Origin of the sequence: Sporosarcina sp. P19, from assembly GCF_002743165.1 — a bacterium.
Taxonomy (GTDB): domain Bacteria; phylum Bacillota; class Bacilli; order Bacillales_A; family Planococcaceae; genus Sporosarcina; species Sporosarcina ureae.
The window spans coordinates 15883-30367 of the sequence record NZ_PDYR01000022.1; the positions used below are offsets into that span (position 1 = coordinate 15883).

The following is a 14485-nucleotide window of genomic DNA, read 5'->3' on the forward strand; positions in this document are numbered from 1 at the left end:
TCATCCTCCTAATAATATAAGAAGGAAGTCGAATAAAGCAATAATTGTTCGACTGTCGTCTATGCAATTTGAAATGTTTTACGCTATACTAACAAATACGCCCACGCTGATGCCTCGGGAATTGAATTTGTGAAGAACATGGTTGAAAGGAGGATTTTCTTGGAATTCGTGTTATTGATTTTTTTACCTGTAATCTTCGCACTACTTGTTCCTTTTGCTTATAAGAAGATTAAAGGAATACATACGGGTTGGTTTGTATTAGTAGTCCCTCTAGTGTTATTTGGCTATTACCTGAGCTTTTTACCGCTAGTCATGGATGGTGGTCATGCTATTTCTGAAATGAAATGGATTCCTTCACTTGGAATTGCGTTTACTTCCTACATAGATGGTCTTAGTTTATTATTTACGCTATTGATCACCGGAATCGGTTCGTTAGTCGTCTTGTACTCTGTGTTTTACATGGATAGGGAGAAAGAAGATCTAGGTAGCTTTTATGTCTACTTACTAATCTTCATGACCGCTATGCTCGGAGTCGTGCAATCTGACAACACGATGACACTCTATTTGTTCTGGGAGTTAACATCCATTTCGTCCTTCTTATTAATTGGTTTCTGGTATACGAAGGACAAGTCACGTTTTGGCGCATTGAAATCGATGATGATTACAGTGTTTGGTGGATTAATGATGCTCGGGGCATTCATTTTACTCAGTATCATGGGGGAAACATTCTCCGTTCGAGAATTAATTGCCCAAGCTCCTGATCTACTGAATCAACCGTATTTCACTTTGGCATTAGTATTACTCTTGCTAGGCGCCTTTACGAAGTCGGCACAATTTCCATTCTATATTTGGTTACCAGATGCAATGGAAGCGCCCACACCAGTCAGTGCATATTTACACTCTGCCACGATGGTGAAGGCAGGCATTTATTTGGTCGCGCGATTTACGCCAATTTTCGGCTCAGCGTCCACTTGGATTTGGCTCGTTACTGGAATCGGGTTGTTGACGCTGTTTTGGGGGTCATTTTTCGCAGTAAAGCAAACTGATTTGAAAGCGATTTTAGCATTTTCAACAGTCAGTCAACTTGGTTTAATCATGTCGTTACTTGGCGCTGGCGCTATTTCATACCATGCGACCGCAGCCATGTTCAGCTTTGCGACGTATGCGGCGATATTCCACTTGATTAACCACGCAGCATTTAAAGGCGGGCTCTTCATGATCGCAGGGATTATTGATCATGAAACCGGTACCAGAGATATTCGTAAGCTAGGCGGGTTAATGAGCTTGATGCCGATTAGCTTTACCGTTGCAGCGATTGGTTCATTATCTATGGCTGGCTTGCCACCGTTTAGCGGATTCTTGAGTAAAGAAATGTTTTTGGAATCTATGGTAGCGCTTCAACACTTTAAATTATTCAACTTCGATACATGGGGCATCTTGTTCCCGATCGTCGCTTGGATTGCGAGTGTGTTTACGTTTACGTACAGTATGTATTTTGTTTTGAAAACATTTATTGGACAGAAGAAGTTTGATCAATTGCCGAAGCAGCCGCATGAAGCACCGATTGGCATGCTAATTTCGCCTATGATATTGGCAACAATCGTCATTCTAGTGTTCTTCATTCCGAACGTCATTGGGAAGTGGATTATTAAACCGGCTGTCATGGCGGTTCAACCGACATTGTACGCAAGTCCGTCGGCTGTCGATATTCATGTCAAAGCATGGCATGGATTTGGAGCTGCTGGCTTATGGCTGACGATCGGCGTGGTCGTATTCGGTACATTACTTTATCTAACCATACCGAAATGGCAACCGCTTTATCGTATCCAGCCTGATAAGCTATCGTTGAATAATGGCTATGATGCGATGATGCGTGGAAGTGAAAAAGGATTGAATCGAGTTTCTCGTCTTTATATGACAGGCAAAATTCGAACATACTTATTGTATATGTTCGCATTTATGTCAGTTACGATCATCGCGATTTTGTTTATCAAGGATGCATTCGTTCTCGATATGAACAGTTTCACAGCGATTACATTATATGGATCACTAAATGCGATTGTGTTAATTTTATCTGTCGGATTTGTTGTATTTGCGAAGTCACGTCTTGCTGCGATCATCGCGCTTGGCGGCGTCGGGTATTCCGTCGCGTTATTCTTCGTCATCTTCAAAGCGCCTGACTTAGCACTGACACAATTGGTAATCGAGACAGTATCCGTTGCGTTGTTCTTGCTAGCTTTCAAGCATTTGCCGGCACTCAGTACGCACGGGGAAACAAAACGCAATAAAGTTGTCAATCTGATTGTTTCATTGAGTGTAGGCGTGATGGTGACATTGGTCGCCCTATCCAGTCACTCACAAAAAATGATTCCTTCGATTTCCCAATACTACAAAGATACGGTCGAGACGGAGGCAGCTGGCGGAAATATCGTCAACGTCATTCTCGTGGATTACCGTGGATTTGATACATTTTTCGAAATCGCAGTTCTCGCTATTGCCGGGATTGCAGTACTAGGCATGATTCGCTTGCGTGTATCGAGAAAGGAGCCGACTGATGAAAACAAATGATGTCATTTTACAAACCACAGCTAAAGTAGTGTTTTTCATCATCTTCCTATTCTCTATACATATCTTTTTTGCGGGTCATTATGCACCAGGTGGAGGATTCGTCGGTGGCTTGTTGACAACAGGTGCAATTGTGCTGTTGTTGTTGGCATTTGATCTACGGACGATCCAACAAATTCTACCGTTTAACTTTACGATCATGACCGCAATCGGATTATTGCTTGCGTTAGGGACAGCGGCGGGCTCGATTTTCTTCAATGTGCCATTCTTCACACACGCATTTAGTGATTTTGACTTGCCGCTGTTCGGACACACGTCCCTTCACACAGCTATGTTATTTGATAGTGGAGTGTACTTAGTTGTCGTTGGTTCCGCCATCACGATTATTCAATCGATTGGAGGCGATGACTGATGGAGTTTATCCTTTCGATTCTCATCGGGATATTATTTACTGCAGCCGTCTATTTGATTTTATCCAGAAGTTTACTAAAAGTGATTTTAGGTACTGGTTTGCTCAGTCATGGTGCGCACTTACTTATTCTTACAATGGGTGGACTCGGAGGCACAGCGCCTCCCGTTGTAATCGACGGTGTGACTGATTTTGCAGATCCCCTGCCTCAAGCATTGATCTTAACTGCGATCGTCATCAGTTTTGGTGTGACGGCGGTCATGCTAGTCATGGCATATCGTATGTATGATGTGCACAGAACAGATAATATGAATGAATTGAGAGGGAATGATGAACATGATTAATCTTCTTTTATTTCCGATCATTATTCCTTTCTTTTTCGCGATGATCTTAATGTTTTTCAAAGAGCAGGTGGTCGTCCAGAGAGTGTTGACACTGATCGGATTGGCTCTCAGTCTAGTTGCTTCATTTTGGCTTATCGCGACAGTGAAGACAGAAGGAATCCAAACCGTGACGCTCGGAAGCTGGCCTGCACCATTCGGTATTACGATGGTGTCGGACATGTTCTCCGCATTGCTCGTCACGACGACGATTATCATTACAATTTTTGTCGTCATCTATAGCTTTTCATCCATTGGTGTAGAAAGAGAAAGATTTTTCTATTATCCTGCGATTCTGTTCATGATTACAGGAATCAATGGTGCCTTCACAACAGGCGATATTTTCAATATGTTCGTATTTTTCGAGGTGCTACTGATCGCGTCTTATTTGCTTATTGTACTCGGCGGCGAGAAACGGCAACTTCGTGAATCCATTAAATACATATTGGTAAACGTCATTTCATCCGCTATCTTCGTTATTGCGGTAGCGTATTTGTACTCTATCATCGGTACTTTGAATATGGCGGATATTTCGGTGAAGATTGCCGAGATCAATCAACCAGGAATTATTTCTGTCATTGCGATTCTGTTTTTGATCGTCTTCGGAATTAAAGGGGCTATCTTCCCCTTATATTTCTGGTTACCAAATTCGTATGCTGCACCACCGATACCCATTCTTGCACTGTTCGGTGCCCTACTCACTAAAGTAGGCGTCTACGCAATCACGCGTACCTATACGTTGTTTTTCGTACACGATATTGGGTTTACGCACCAGTTTCTCATGGTCCTAGCGTTACTCACTATCATTGCAGGCTGTATCGGCGCTCTCGCGTATTTCGATTTAAAGCAAATCATCATTTACAACATTATCATCGCAGTAGGTGTCATCTTATTCGGTGTGGCTCAAATGAACACGTCTGGACTAGAAGGCGCGGTTTACTATTTACTCCATGATATGTTGATCAAAGGTGCACTGTTTGTCTTGATCGGTATCATTATTTATGCAACAGGTACTTCGAACTTACGGGAAATGGGTGGCTTAATTAAAACTCATGCAACACTTGGTTGGACGTATTTAATCGCTGCGTTCGGTCTAGCCGGCATTCCTCCGTTAAGTGGATTTATCGGAAAAGTACTTATCACAAAAGGTGCATTTGAAGCTGATCATGTGATCGGCAGTATCATTATTTTGGCCTCTAGCTTAGTTGTGTTACTGTCTGTCATTCGGATTTTCATTTATGCATTTTGGGGGCCTCAGAAGAACGAGTTGCCTGTTCGCGATCAACGTACGTATCGTCAAATGATGTTCCCAGCTATTATGCTAGTACTCATTACGGTAGCGTACGGTGTCGGTGCAGAATGGCTTATGCCCTATATGACGGATGCAGCGAATGTATTGGCTGATCCATCCATCTATATAAATGCGGTGTTAAAGGAGTAGAGGTCAATGGCTTTTCAGATACTATTAAATTTCTTCATTGCAGTCGTTTGGATGTTCATGAATAGTTCATTGACACCTTCTACGTTCATCATAGGATATCTTATCGGGTTGTTGATGATCATCATGACACGCCGTTATTTCAGTGGACGCTTGTACATTTGGCGAATCTGGTCTGCAGTAAAATTAACAGCGATTTTCCTAAAAGAACTCATCTTGTCGAATATTTCCGTGTTGCTATTAGTTATTAAACCGGATTTGTCGACTATGCAGCCGATGTTCTTCGCTATGCCAACAGAGCTCGAAAAAGATTGGGAAATCACGTTGTTATCTAGTTTAATTACGTTAACACCTGGTACGGTCGTCGTTCATGTTTCAGACGACCAACGTACTCTGTATATCCACGCAATCGATGTAGATGATGTGGATGAAGCAATCGATTCTATTAAAAACACATTCGAGAAAGCCATTATGGAGGTGAGCCGAGGATGAACGTATTTTATTCTGTCTGTCTCGTGCTAGTCATCTTGTCTATGCTCGGATTACTATATCGCGTATGGAAAGGTCCTTCCGTGCCAGATCGGCTAGTAGCTCTTGATGCGATTGGCGTCATGCTCATATCAGCAATCGCGCTACTTTCCATCTTGTTCGATACGCCGTTCTTCATCGATGCGATTTTATTGATCGCTATTATGTCGTTTATCGGCACAGTGTCCTTCTCAAAATTCATTGAGAGAGGAGAGATCATCGAACGTGGACCTAATCGCTGACATTATTATTGTGTTACTCGTTACAGTAGGGATCATTTTCACGATCGTCACAGTCATTGGAATTTTACGGCTTCCCGATGTCTATACACGCGCACACGCTGCATCGAAGAGCGCTACGCTAGGTGTTATGAGTTTACTTCTTGGTGTATTCCTCCACTTTTGGTGGAATGAAGGCCATTTCAGCGTGGCACTGTTGCTCGGTATCGTCTTTTTGTTTATCACTTCTCCTATTGGTGGGCACTTAATGACACGTGCCGCTTATATGTCGGGTGTAGAACCTACCGATTTAACGGTTGGGGATGATTTAGAAGAAGCAGTAATAGAACAACGCATAGAATCAGATAAAAACACGCCGGATGACAAATAGTCATCACGGCGTGTTTTTTCAATAATATGGATAGTAAGGGTAATACGGTTGTGGATAATACGGATAGCTGTTGTAGTAAGGTGGATAGTATCCCCCACCATAGCCACCTCCGTAACCGTAGCCTGGGAAAATAGCATTACCTAAAAATCCGCCAACTAAACCACCTAGGAAAGGACCCCCGAAACTACCAAATCCACTTCCATAACCGCCACCATAATGACCATGACCGCGACCGCCACCGTATCCACCTCTATGACTATGTCTTGTCATCCAACTTCCCCCTTTCCATGTATCCTATGTCTAGCTGGAAAGAAGGTATGGGGAAAGCGCCTATATAGAACTATTCTTGTTGTTCTGCTTCAGCAGCCAAACGCTCTACAAAGGTTGCCAATGTACGGACCATAACACCCGTCGCGCCTTTCGGGCCGAGCGCATGTGGACTCGCTGCATCAGACGTACCTGCAATGTCTAAATGAATCCACGGTGTATCTCCAACAAATTCACCAACGAAGCCACCTCCGAAGATCATATGACCATCTCGTCCTGGCGAGTTGTTTACATCTGCGACATCACTTTTGCGAATCCGCTTCCGATCGCTTTCAGTTAATGGCAGTTGCCAAATGAATTCCCCTGTTTCATCCGCGGCTTCCTGGAACTTCTTATAGAATGCATCATTGTTCGTCAGTGTACCCGTTTTATCATGACCGAGTGCCACAATGACACCACCTGTTAGTGTGGCCACATCAATCAAATACTCTGCGCCCGCTTGCTTGGCATATGTCACCGCATCAGCCAGTACTAAACGGCCTTCTGCGTCTGTATTCAATACTTCAATTGTTTTACCACTTAAAGACGTGATGACATCGTCCGGCTTGAATGCTTCACCAGAAATCATGTTATCAGAAGAAGCAATGACCGCAATCACGTTTTTCTTCGGCCGTGACTCCCCTATGATTGCCATAGCGCCGAGTACTGCTGCCGCGCCCCCCATATCACCTTTCATGCCGACCATGCCGTCTTTAGGCTTCAACGAATAGCCACCAGTGTCATACGTAATTCCTTTACCGACTAAGCCGATGACATCTTCCCACTGTTCTGTTGCTTGGTACTTCAGCACAATGAGTTTCGGTTCTTCTACTGAACCTTGATTGACCGCAAGAATCGCGCCCATACCGAGCTCTTCCATTTCCGCTTTACCGAGAATATCGATTTCCAAGTCATAGCTTTCCGCTAATTCTCGTGCATATTCCGCCATCTTAGTTGGTGTTAATAGATTGGGGGGTACATTGACTAGCGTCCGAGCTTCGTTCACTGCATGCGCGGAAATCATGCCTACTTCTCCTGCAGCAGTGACACGTTCTTCATCTTCCGTCGTAATGAATGTCACAGTAGTTAGTGAAACATCCACTTCATTGGAAGAGGTCTTGAATCCCTCATACGTGTAGGAGCCCATTCCGATACCCTCAGAGGCCAGGAACGCAACATCCTCACTATCAATCTCATCATTGCAGAATGGGGCTGTCCAGACGCTTACAGTGCGCACACGGTCTTTGTGTAGTTGTTTACCTACCTCAGCGAATAATTCACGCAACGGCTGCTCTGTCAGCTGTTTTTGATTGCCAACGCCTACAAAGTATACGCGGTCGTAACTTTTCTCCGATAACGCAGGCATTTTAGTAATCGCCTTGAACTTCTGTTGAATGTCATGTGACTTGATCCAGTCTGGCAATGAGGGATGGAAAGATTCAACGAACGCATCGAAGCCTTCTACATTCTCTGGATGATCTGGTATTCCTACAATCAGTACCTCAACTTCTTTTTGATCAATTGCGGATGCTGTTTCTACGTTTATCATGTGTGTTCCTCCCCTTTTCTTTACGCCTTCCCCATACTAGTATAGACTAGTCAGATTAGCACTTCCAACTACAAATAATTATTCGTTTAATAACGAGTAGATCCAGATTATGTTATACTGATTGTTAAACTACAGACAGTAAAGGAGTGGAATCTCTTGGCTATTTTTGAAAACATACCGCTCCTCGCAGCGCTATTTGCCATCTTATTTGCCCAATTTGTAAAAATTCCTATTCACTTTTTATTAACACGTAAACTCGATTTCGGACTCATGACTTCCACAGGCGGCATGCCCAGTTCTCACTCGGCAGCAGTCACTGCACTTACAACTGCCATCGCATTCGAAGCTGGCCTGGACTCACCACTATTCGCCATTTCCGCTATATTCGCGGTTATTGTCATGTTCGACGCAACGGGCATCCGCTACCAAGCTGGACAACAAGCCTTAATCATCAACCAAATGCGCTCCGACTTCCAAATATTCGTCAGCGATTTGAAAGATTGGCCCAAAAAAGACAACGATGCAAAAATCCAAGAACTCAAAACCTTACTCGGCCACAAACCAAACGAGGTATTCTTCGGAGCCCTAACAGGTATCCTCATCTCGATCCTTACGTATACGGTTATATTGTAACAATGAGTGACGCCCTCTTCCTCTCTAATCTTTTCATCTCTAAAACAACGCAAAAAACGGAACTGTCACAAGATGTCGTAATTCACGACTTCCTGTCCAGCTCCGTTTTTTCATATCAACACATAGCAAAAAGCATCAAAACATCTGATACCCCATCTTACGTAACACCTTCATCACAAAACCTGCAATAATCGCTCCGACCAAACCACTCGCCAATATTACGATATCTACTGCATGCAGCGACATAAGATTCGCCCCCAGCTCACTAAAAGCAAAACCAGGCTTCGTAATGTATTCATACATCGGCACATCATCAATAATAAAAATCACGATAATCGGATAAATAATAGCCATAAGCCACGTCATACGTAACAGCATATTCAATAAAAAGCCGATACCGAAAAACATAACGATAAATATCAAGATCGATAGCATCACCTGTGCTATGGATATAGTTTGCATGCTTGCTAACCTCCAGTTCATCACCTCAACATTTTACAGGATGATGAGACGGCTTTCAATAGAATGAGACAGAGTACACGGAACGTTCTTTTCAGATGTCATGAATTCTTAAAATTTGACAGACGAATTTCTCTACTTCGACTACTTCCACGGTTGACTTGTTACCTATTTTGTTGCACACAAAAAAGCACTCGCCTCTGCGAGTGCTTTTCTATATCCATTATAACACGTTGAATTTACCTTTTTTAATCGTTAATCCAAGACCACCGATCATAAATAGAGCACGGTTGTCGATCATTTTCTTCATGAATGATGCTTTTGTACCTGTCACTTTTTTATCAAATACTACACCAATCGCATCGGAATCACCTAAAGAACACACGCTACCTTTTAAATCCGGTACGAATTCTTTTGTTGGGTTTCCTTTCATCAATGCGATGATATTGTTAGCAATCATCTCACCTTGTTGCATAGCGATTTGTGCAGTTGGTGGGTATGGACGGTTGATTGCTTCATTGATCATCAACGCGCAGTCACCTACTATAAATACATCATCGAATCCTGGCGCACGCATGTCTTTTTCAACTTTTACACGAGCACGCATATTTTCTATACCGGATTCTTCGATCAGATGGTTACCACGAACACCAGCAGCCCATACAACCGTACCCGCTTTGATGAATTCAAACTCATCTTCGCCTTTTTTAATCTTAACGCCTTCAGGAGTTGCTTCTACAACCGGTGTACCGATAGAGAATTCTACACCTTTCGCGCCCAATTGACGCACTGCATATTCCACAAGTTCCGGATCGAAACCAGGCAATACCATTGGAGCTGCTTCTACACATAGAATGCGAACCTTTTTGGCTGGCACATCGTATTCCTTACATAATTCAGGTACACGGTTTCCTAGTTCACCAAGATACTCGATTCCTGTGAAACCTGCTCCACCTACGATGATAGTCAAACGGCTATCGTCTTTTACTTCTTCGGTAGACCATGTAGCGAATTGATATTCCATGTGATCACGGATGTGACGAGCTGCATTCACATTGGCAATAGACAATGCGTATTTGTCCAAACCTGGAATTCCGAAAGTTTCCCCTTCAAAACCAAGGCCGATTACTAGGTAATCATATGTGTGAGAACCGAGGTTTGTCTTTATGCTTTTCGTTGCAACATCGATGCCAGTAACTTCTGCTTCGATGAACTTTACTTTATTGCTATTGATTACACTAGAAATATCATAGCGAACTTGTTCTGGAGATAATGTTCCAGCTGCCGCTTCGTGCAACCATGTAGATTCATAGTGATAGTCATTTTTGTTGATCAGAACGATATCTGCTTCATCTGCACCTAATGACTTTTGCAAATTTACAACAGTCATCAAGCCACCGTAACCTGCACCCAATACTAAGATTGTTGGTCTTTTCACGTTAATCGAACCACCTTTTAGTTTCTTAAACGCCGAGAACGTGTAAAATCAATCTTACTTGGTTTTGCAGTGCCGGCATTTAGTTTGATATTAATAGAATCATACTTTCATTACTAATAGTAGACCTTTTGAGCACGTATTTCAACAGAATTATTATTTTGCAAATAATCAATTTAGACTAGTGATTTGTCATTTCTGTAATTTTATCAAACCTTGCTCGACTAAGATGGCTAGACTTATTCGCAATCAGCAGGAGCGCCAGCTTTCTTAGCTGTTCTAAACGAAGTACCGCAACCACAATTTGCAATCGCATTTGGGTTATCGATGGTGAATCCGCCACCCATTAAAGATTCTTTATAATCTACTTTTGTACCTACGAGAATAGCTGCGTCCTCTTCTTTTACTACTACAGGAATTCCATGTGCTATATAAGAAATGTCATCGTCTTCTTTTTCTTGGGCAAAACCAAGACCGTATGTTAATCCGCTGCAACCTCCGCCATTGACGGAAACGCGCAAGAAAGATCCTTCTTCTTCGTTATGAGTCATCATTTTCTTCACGTGAAATGCTGCTGCTTCCGTAATCTCTACTGTGTTCGTCATCAATACCACTCACTTTCCACGTTTTCTTTTTATCATATCAATCTTTTTCATCACAATGCAACCAAATAGTCCCCCTACTAGGTCTATTTTAATGTATAATAAGACTTAGGACAGAAAGGAATGATACTAGTGGAAATCAGCCCGTTTTACGAGAAGAAGATGCAATGCTTACTGTGTAAAGAGCATTTCCCTACTACTAAAATTCGTTCTCGCCAAGTAAGAGTAGTTGATCATGATAGCGATTTTAGACCTATTTATATAGATGAGGAAATTAATCCTATTTTTTATAATGTAGCTGTTTGCCCGTCTTGCGGTTTTGCATTCACTGATGACTTCGCTCCGTACTTCGCGCCTGGCACAAAAGAGATGATCTCTAAAAACATCACTGCCAAATGGCGTAGTCGCTCATTTGGAAGCGAACGGACGAAAGAGCAAGCAGTTGAAGCCTATAAATTAGCTTATTTAAGTGCCAACTTTAAAAAAGAAAAGCATTTAACGATGGCAGGGATGATGTTGCGTATAGCTTGGATTTATCGTCATGATGAAAACCGACCAAAAGAAATGCGTTACCTGGAAATTTCTCGTGATCTGTACATCAAAGCATTTTCTGAAGGTGATTATATCGGAACACAAATGTCTGAAACGCGTGTGCAATATATCATTGCAGAATTATCTTGGCGCATTCATGATCGTGCAGAAGCCATCCGAAACTTCTCACGTGTAATTGAAACGCAAAAAAGATCGACCGAGCCTACAGTCATCCAAATGGCCAAAGATCGATGGCAAGAGATTCGTGATGAAGAAACCGTTCATTAAACTAGCTAAAAAATGAAAACCGTGCAAAGAAGATCCTACTTCATTTGCACGGCTTTTATTTATTGAAATTAAAAAACCTGTTCGACTTCTACTACGCCTGGTACTTCTTCAAGTAATGCGCGTTCAATACCAGCTTTTAATGTAATTGTCGAACTAGGGCAAGTTCCGCATGCTCCTAAAAGGCGCAGCTTCACAATTCCTTCGTCAATATCCACTAGTTCACAGTCCCCTCCGTCTCGCAAGAGGAATGGGCGCAATTTATCTAGCACTTCTTTTACCGGTTCGTATAATTTAGTATCTGTTGTCATTGTAATCACACTCTCCTTTCCTTATACTTATTATAAACTGCCAAGCAGAAAAAATCCAATAATGAATCGGAGGTTTGATTAATATGTCGCAAACACCAGTAACAATTGAAGTATATGGCGCAGAAGTCATTTGTGCCAGTTGTGTAAATGCACCTTCTTCTAAAGATACGTATGAATGGCTCCAAGCGGCAATATCAAGAAAGTACCCTGAACAACCATTTACTATTACGTATATTGATATCGATCAAGAAGTAACAGAATCACGGCAGCAGGAAATCGTCGAGAAAATTCGTGAAGACGAGTATTTTTATCCTCTCGTCATGATTAATAACGAAATGATCGGTGAAGGTCATATTCAACTGAAACCTGTTTTTAACGCATTAGAAACACATGGTTATCAAGCAGGATAAATTGATAATTTACTGGATTAATTGAGAACAATACATTCATTCAAGCGGTCGTTCTACGTTGAACTGACCGCTATTTTGTATTCAATTAAGGAAAAGCAAAATTAATCGCTAAAGAAAAAGCCACTTCATGGAAGTGACCTATAGATATTTATATTTAACCGTTATGCCACTTGTACATCCACAGCAAGCCAGATTTCATTAAACGGGCGATTCTTCCTGTAACGGTACGATCCGCCAAGTACGCAAATCCTTGTTTTTTTCCTAATGAACCCATGAAGCCTTTTAGTTTCAGCTCCGGCATTTCGAGCATTAGCGGTTCACCTTTCCAAGTAGAGCGCAATACTTGAACGATTTGTTCTCCTTGTACTTCTGCCAATTGAGCGCTTGGTGCGTGTGTAAGCGCAGCAATGTCCCCGACCACGTAAACGTTTCGGTAACTTGGGACTTGATGATATTGATTGAGTACGATACGGCCTGAACGGTCTTTCTGAATGACTAAATCGTCCACGACCTTGCCTGGCTTAATACCAGCTGTCCAAACTACTGCATCTACATCAATTGTATCTTCATGGTTATACAGAATATGTTCGCCTACTTTAGTTATGTTGGAATTCGCAACGACTTCTACTTCATTCTGAACAAACCAATCTTTTACGAAGTTACTCAATCGTTCAGGGAAGTCACGCAAAATACGCGGGCTACGATCGAATAATTTAATTTTCAAGTCTGGACGACTCTCACGTAACTCACTTGCTAATTCGATACCGCTAAGTCCCGCACCAACAATTCCTACGGTTGCGCCATCGCCTAATCCTAGTAACGTCTGATACGTCCTGCGGGATTTGCCGATTGTTTGGATACTTAGCGTATGTTCAGCAGCTCCAGGTACGTTGTGGTAGTTATCTTCACTACCTAGTCCGATGACTAATTCGTCATATGGAAGTGCTTGACCATCTGCCAACAACACTTCTTTTTCGTCAAGCTTAATTTCTTGAATCTCGCCTTCAACCACTTTTAATTGATCATGAACAGGGATTGCTACGCGTACTTCCGAGTCAGAAACTGTTCCGGCTGCAAGCGCATAAAACTCTGTTTTTAAACTATGAAATAAAGTTCTATCGACAAGTGTAATTTCAATATCGCTTGGTAATTCTTTATTTAGCAAACGCAATAAAATTCTCATGTTACCATAGCCGGCACCTAGTAATAGTAATTTTCTCATAACGTTCTCCTTCTATGTCTATTTTCTCCTGCATCTCATTTGTTATTATAGCAGTTTGTGATAACTTTCACAATATGTCATGTTCATTGACGCTTCTGTAAAAAAAGAGTACCATTTCTAGTAGGCGAGGTGAGAAAGATGAATCCCATCGTGGAGTTTTGTATGAGTAATTTGGCAAATGGATCCTACCCCGTTTTCGAAACGTTGGAGCGTGATCCAAACATCGACGTACTAGAATACGGCTGCTTGAGCTATTGTACGAAATGTAGTGATACGTTGTACGCAATTGTGAACGGTGAACTTGTAGAAGCGGATACTGCAGATGAATTGACAAAGGAAATTTATCAGTTCATTGAAGATAATCCCCTTTTCTAATAAAAATAAACCTATGGGATGTCTTAGAAGCTATTACGCTTTTAGGGCATCCTTTTTTAAATGGGATTAAGGTGAGATCTGTGTGTATATTAGCAGAAGAGAGGTAACTAGTGGATGAAGAGATTGAGGCTCCAGCTGGGGACGCTTCAATCCTACGTTGAGAGTGGTGGTATTCATATCACCTACTGTTATTAGTGTGTTAATTATTGTTATCTTTGAATCTGGTTATTTCAAATTCAAATCCCTGTAAAAAACTGATTACAAGCCCACATTCAATACACAACGAAAAGTATCACCAACTCAAATTGTAAGGGATTGGCGCGTAGGAGGGGCGACTCCTAGAGGATCAGCTCGACAGGTGAGACAACTAAAGGGAGCGCAGCGACCTAGTTGGCTCACCGCGAGCCCTCAGGAACGCGTCCCCTCCGAAGCGCAAAT

18 protein-coding genes are annotated in these 14485 nt (G+C 42.2%); 11 read left to right on the top strand and 7 right to left on the bottom strand.

Annotation, left to right across the window (positions count from 1 at the left end):
- Nucleotides 1-138: 138 nt before the first annotated feature.
- Genes CSV74_RS15785 through mnhG form a run of 7 tightly spaced genes read left to right on the top strand, consistent with a single transcriptional unit; the run spans nt 139 to nt 5929 of the window.
- On the top strand, nt 139-2568 hold the full coding sequence (locus CSV74_RS15785) for a Na+/H+ antiporter subunit A (RefSeq protein ID WP_199170373.1): 2430 nt from the start codon (nt 139-141) through the stop codon (nt 2566-2568).
- A complete protein-coding gene (locus tag CSV74_RS15790) occupies nt 2555-2977 on the top strand; it encodes a Na(+)/H(+) antiporter subunit B (protein WP_029054412.1) in 423 nt (140 codons plus the stop codon). The genes CSV74_RS15785 and CSV74_RS15790 overlap by 14 nt, the downstream gene beginning before the upstream one ends.
- Nucleotides 2977-3318, top strand: a complete 342-nt coding sequence (locus tag CSV74_RS15795; RefSeq protein WP_029054413.1) for a Na(+)/H(+) antiporter subunit C — start codon at nt 2977-2979, stop codon at nt 3316-3318. Before CSV74_RS15790 ends, CSV74_RS15795 begins: the two co-directional genes overlap by 1 nt.
- A complete protein-coding gene (locus tag CSV74_RS15800; RefSeq protein WP_029054414.1) occupies nt 3311-4795 on the top strand; it encodes a Na+/H+ antiporter subunit D in 1485 nt (494 codons plus the stop codon). Before CSV74_RS15795 ends, CSV74_RS15800 begins: the two co-directional genes overlap by 8 nt.
- A 6-nt stretch (nt 4796-4801) precedes the next feature.
- Complete coding sequence (locus CSV74_RS15805) at nt 4802-5284, top strand: Na+/H+ antiporter subunit E (protein ID WP_029054415.1); 483 nt, start codon at nt 4802-4804, stop codon at nt 5282-5284.
- On the top strand, nt 5281-5562 hold the full coding sequence (locus CSV74_RS15810) for a Na(+)/H(+) antiporter subunit F1 (RefSeq protein ID WP_029054416.1): 282 nt from the start codon (nt 5281-5283) through the stop codon (nt 5560-5562). The genes CSV74_RS15805 and CSV74_RS15810 overlap by 4 nt, the downstream gene beginning before the upstream one ends.
- Entirely contained in the window at nt 5546-5929 is a 384-nt protein-coding gene (mnhG, locus tag CSV74_RS15815; protein WP_037561991.1) for a monovalent cation/H(+) antiporter subunit G, read from the top strand. Before CSV74_RS15810 ends, mnhG begins: the two co-directional genes overlap by 17 nt.
- Nucleotides 5930-5947: 18 nt before the next feature.
- On the opposite strand, the gene CSV74_RS15820 is transcribed toward mnhG, so the two are convergent.
- Nucleotides 5948-6199, bottom strand: a complete 252-nt coding sequence (locus tag CSV74_RS15820; protein WP_029054417.1) for a hypothetical protein — start codon at nt 6197-6199, stop codon at nt 5948-5950.
- A gap of 70 nt (nt 6200-6269) precedes the next feature.
- Complete coding sequence (locus tag CSV74_RS15825) at nt 6270-7784, bottom strand: leucyl aminopeptidase (protein ID WP_099692389.1); 1515 nt, start codon at nt 7782-7784, stop codon at nt 6270-6272.
- Nucleotides 7785-7940: 156 nt separating this feature from the next.
- Here CSV74_RS15825 and CSV74_RS15830 point away from each other — a divergent pair, with 156 nt between their 5' ends.
- Nucleotides 7941-8417 (top strand): divergent PAP2 family protein, encoded by a 477-nt coding sequence (locus tag CSV74_RS15830; RefSeq protein WP_029054419.1) that lies wholly within the window; start codon nt 7941-7943, stop codon nt 8415-8417.
- 135 nt (nt 8418-8552) lie between these two features.
- On the opposite strand, the gene CSV74_RS15835 is transcribed toward CSV74_RS15830, so the two are convergent.
- From CSV74_RS15835 to CSV74_RS15845, 3 genes are all read right to left on the bottom strand, one after another.
- On the bottom strand, nt 8553-8879 hold the full coding sequence (locus CSV74_RS15835; protein WP_029054420.1) for a YuiB family protein: 327 nt from the start codon (nt 8877-8879) through the stop codon (nt 8553-8555).
- Between the two features lie 220 nt (nt 8880-9099).
- Nucleotides 9100-10314 (bottom strand): NAD(P)/FAD-dependent oxidoreductase, encoded by a 1215-nt coding sequence (locus tag CSV74_RS15840; protein WP_029054421.1) that lies wholly within the window; start codon nt 10312-10314, stop codon nt 9100-9102.
- Between the two features lie 236 nt (nt 10315-10550).
- Entirely contained in the window at nt 10551-10916 is a 366-nt protein-coding gene (locus CSV74_RS15845) for a HesB/IscA family protein (protein ID WP_029054422.1), read from the bottom strand.
- Between the two features lie 120 nt (nt 10917-11036).
- Between CSV74_RS15845 and CSV74_RS15850 the strand changes: the two genes are divergently transcribed.
- Entirely contained in the window at nt 11037-11732 is a 696-nt protein-coding gene (locus CSV74_RS15850) for a DUF2225 domain-containing protein (RefSeq protein WP_099692390.1), read from the top strand.
- Between the two features lie 68 nt (nt 11733-11800).
- Here CSV74_RS15850 and CSV74_RS15855 read toward each other — a convergent pair whose 3' ends face one another.
- Nucleotides 11801-12040 carry a NifU family protein gene (locus CSV74_RS15855; RefSeq protein WP_029054424.1) on the bottom strand — a complete coding sequence of 80 codons (240 nt, stop codon included), beginning with the start codon at nt 12038-12040 and terminating at the stop codon, nt 11801-11803.
- Nucleotides 12041-12123: 83 nt separating this feature from the next.
- On the opposite strand from CSV74_RS15855, the gene CSV74_RS15860 reads away from it, so the two are divergent.
- Nucleotides 12124-12450 (top strand): YuzD family protein, encoded by a 327-nt coding sequence (locus CSV74_RS15860; protein ID WP_029054425.1) that lies wholly within the window; start codon nt 12124-12126, stop codon nt 12448-12450.
- Between the two features lie 154 nt (nt 12451-12604).
- Here CSV74_RS15860 and CSV74_RS15865 read toward each other — a convergent pair whose 3' ends face one another.
- Nucleotides 12605-13672, bottom strand: a complete 1068-nt coding sequence (locus CSV74_RS15865) for an NAD(P)/FAD-dependent oxidoreductase (RefSeq protein WP_099692391.1) — start codon at nt 13670-13672, stop codon at nt 12605-12607.
- 138 nt (nt 13673-13810) lie between these two features.
- On the opposite strand from CSV74_RS15865, the gene CSV74_RS15870 reads away from it, so the two are divergent.
- Nucleotides 13811-14047: a YuzB family protein gene (locus CSV74_RS15870; RefSeq protein ID WP_029054427.1), complete on the top strand. Its 237-nt coding sequence runs from the start codon at nt 13811-13813 to the stop codon at nt 14045-14047.
- The last annotated feature ends 438 nt before the right edge of the window (nt 14048-14485 follow it).